At 34.1% G+C, this 2,089-nt stretch carries 3 protein-coding genes; all 3 read right to left on the reverse strand.

The window, feature by feature from the left end; genetic code table 11:
- Positions 1–87 precede the first annotated feature (87 nt).
- The 3 genes from AB3X49_RS21935 to AB3X49_RS21945 all read right to left on the reverse strand — a co-directional run bounded on the left by AB3X49_RS21935 (position 88) and on the right by AB3X49_RS21945 (position 2,017).
- Entirely contained in the window at positions 88–600 is a 513-nt protein-coding gene (locus tag AB3X49_RS21935) for a GNAT family N-acetyltransferase (RefSeq protein ID WP_002127744.1), read from the reverse strand.
- A gap of 78 nt (positions 601–678) precedes the next feature.
- A complete protein-coding gene (locus AB3X49_RS21940) occupies positions 679–1,680 on the reverse strand; it encodes an HAAS signaling domain-containing protein (protein WP_305452717.1) in 1,002 nt (333 codons plus the stop codon).
- Positions 1,667–2,017 (reverse strand): PadR family transcriptional regulator, encoded by a 351-nt coding sequence (locus AB3X49_RS21945; RefSeq protein WP_002185663.1) that lies wholly within the window; start codon positions 2,015–2,017, stop codon positions 1,667–1,669. Before AB3X49_RS21945 ends, AB3X49_RS21940 begins: the two co-directional genes overlap by 14 nt.
- Between the last annotated feature and the right edge of the window lie 72 nt (positions 2,018–2,089).

Below are 2,089 nucleotides of genomic sequence, written 5' to 3' on the forward strand. Positions count from 1 at the left end.
GAAAAAGATAGCATGAGATTTCTTCATACTACCTTTTGAAATATATACAATTTCTTTTTAAAATTATTTTTAAAGTAATAGATACAGCTATTCTTCAGTAGGATTTTTAGGACCATTAAGCTCCAATTGATAAAAAGCTAAATTTAGCCATCGATTGAACTTATAACCGGCTTTTTTTATTGTTCCTGCATGAACAAATCCATAGTTTTGATGCAGGGCAATACTTTTCTCATTTTCTGCGTCAATTCCAGCAATTAAGGTCATATATTCTCTTTCTTTTGCTATTGTAATTAATTCTTCTATTAAAGAGGACCCAACTCCATTTTTTCTATATTCCTTATCAACATACACAGAATGTTCAACTGAATATTTATAGGCAGGCCATGCCCTAAAGGGGCCAAATGTCGCAAATCCTACTACTTTATTATCTAGCTCGTAGACTAAAATTGGATAGCCATCAGCCTTTTTTTGTTCATACCAATCTATTCTATTTTCAAGGGTTACAGGTTTGTACGCATATACAGCTGTTGAATTAAGGATTGCATCATTATAAATATCTAAAATAAATGTTACATCTTTTTTCATTGCTTCCCTTATCATTGTTTTCTTCCTTTCATAATGATATTTCTCTGTACCTTTCTTTCAACTGATCTACCTAATAATAATTCAAACTTATTTTTACAACCGAATTCTAGATTTTCGAAAACCATCAATTGCATTTAGTACCGCAGATAATATGAAGATAATTATCCCTCCACCAATTAACCACGTTTTAAATTCCTCTGGAGAAATTGTAAACATATTTGCCACATACATAATGAATCCTTCGTTAAATAAATGAGGATTTACTACAATTACAATGAATACTATTGTTGCAGCTAACTGTAGGATTGCATTCCCAATTGCCAACCTTGTCGTCCATTGTCCCTGTACTAACTTATAAAGAGATATAGCTACTTCGAAAACGATCATAATTACAACGATTGGCCAATACTGAAGTAAAACATCTTGATTGAAAGTTGGTGCGACAAATTTCAGTCCATCTGCTGCACCATTATATACGCCAACAAGATGATTCGCATAAAAGTAAAGGGTAGCCCAAACTGCTGTCCACATCAAACCTCCAAAAACTTCAAACTTTGAGATCGACTTTTTCTTTGGAACATACGAGATATTTTTCAAATCATCAGGAGTCCATTTTTTTAAACTTGTCGTCAACGGTTGGGTACCTTTGTCTTTATCTGTTCTTTCTAAAATAGCAAACACAAGTGTCAACCAGAAAAATACATGGAGGCCTACTTCGACAATTTCCCCAATGCCTTTACCTATCAATTTTAAAATAACATTTAATACCGCTTGATCACCAGTATAGCCTATAAAATTTTCTGCAATCATTGCAATGAGTGCGATAACAGCTGCAATTGGTAGGATCATTTTTAATAATGTCGTATACACATCAAAATAGCGTGGTCCAATTAAATGCATCGGTCTATCCAAATACCCATTAGCCAATGAAACTGGGCTCCCCAATTTTCCAAGGACACTCTTTACATCTTCCTCATTGTACTCATCAGGTAACATATCCTCTATTGTCGACCGTAGTTCAAGCGTAATATCTTCACGATTTTTTTCAGGTAATCTCTTCGCAACTTCATGGACGTACATATCAATCAAACTCATTCTCGTCCTCCTCCTCCTTTAATAGGTTATAAAGCTCTTTTGAATCCTTTATCCACTCCTTTTTCAATTGTAAAAATATCTCTAATCCATATTCACTTAAAACATAATACTTACGAGGTCTACTCTCCGTTTTATCCCAACTACTCGTCACTAGCTCCTGCTTTTCTAATCGGCGAAGTAGTGGATATAAAGTACTTTGATCTATCATGATTCCTGATTGCTCCAATAATTGGACAAGCGAATATCCATATTGCGGCGTTCTTAGTTGACTTAAAACCGCTAATGTCAATGTCCCTCTCCTTAGCTCAGTAATTAATGAATTTAATAAAGTATCCATTCACCCACCTCATTTCCATTACTATATGTCATACAGTATGTGTTTTATACTATGTATCGTACAGTATTAGTG

The organism is Bacillus sp. C30, assembly GCF_040838255.1.
GTDB lineage: Bacteria > Bacillota > Bacilli > Bacillales > Bacillaceae_G > Bacillus_A > Bacillus_A mycoides.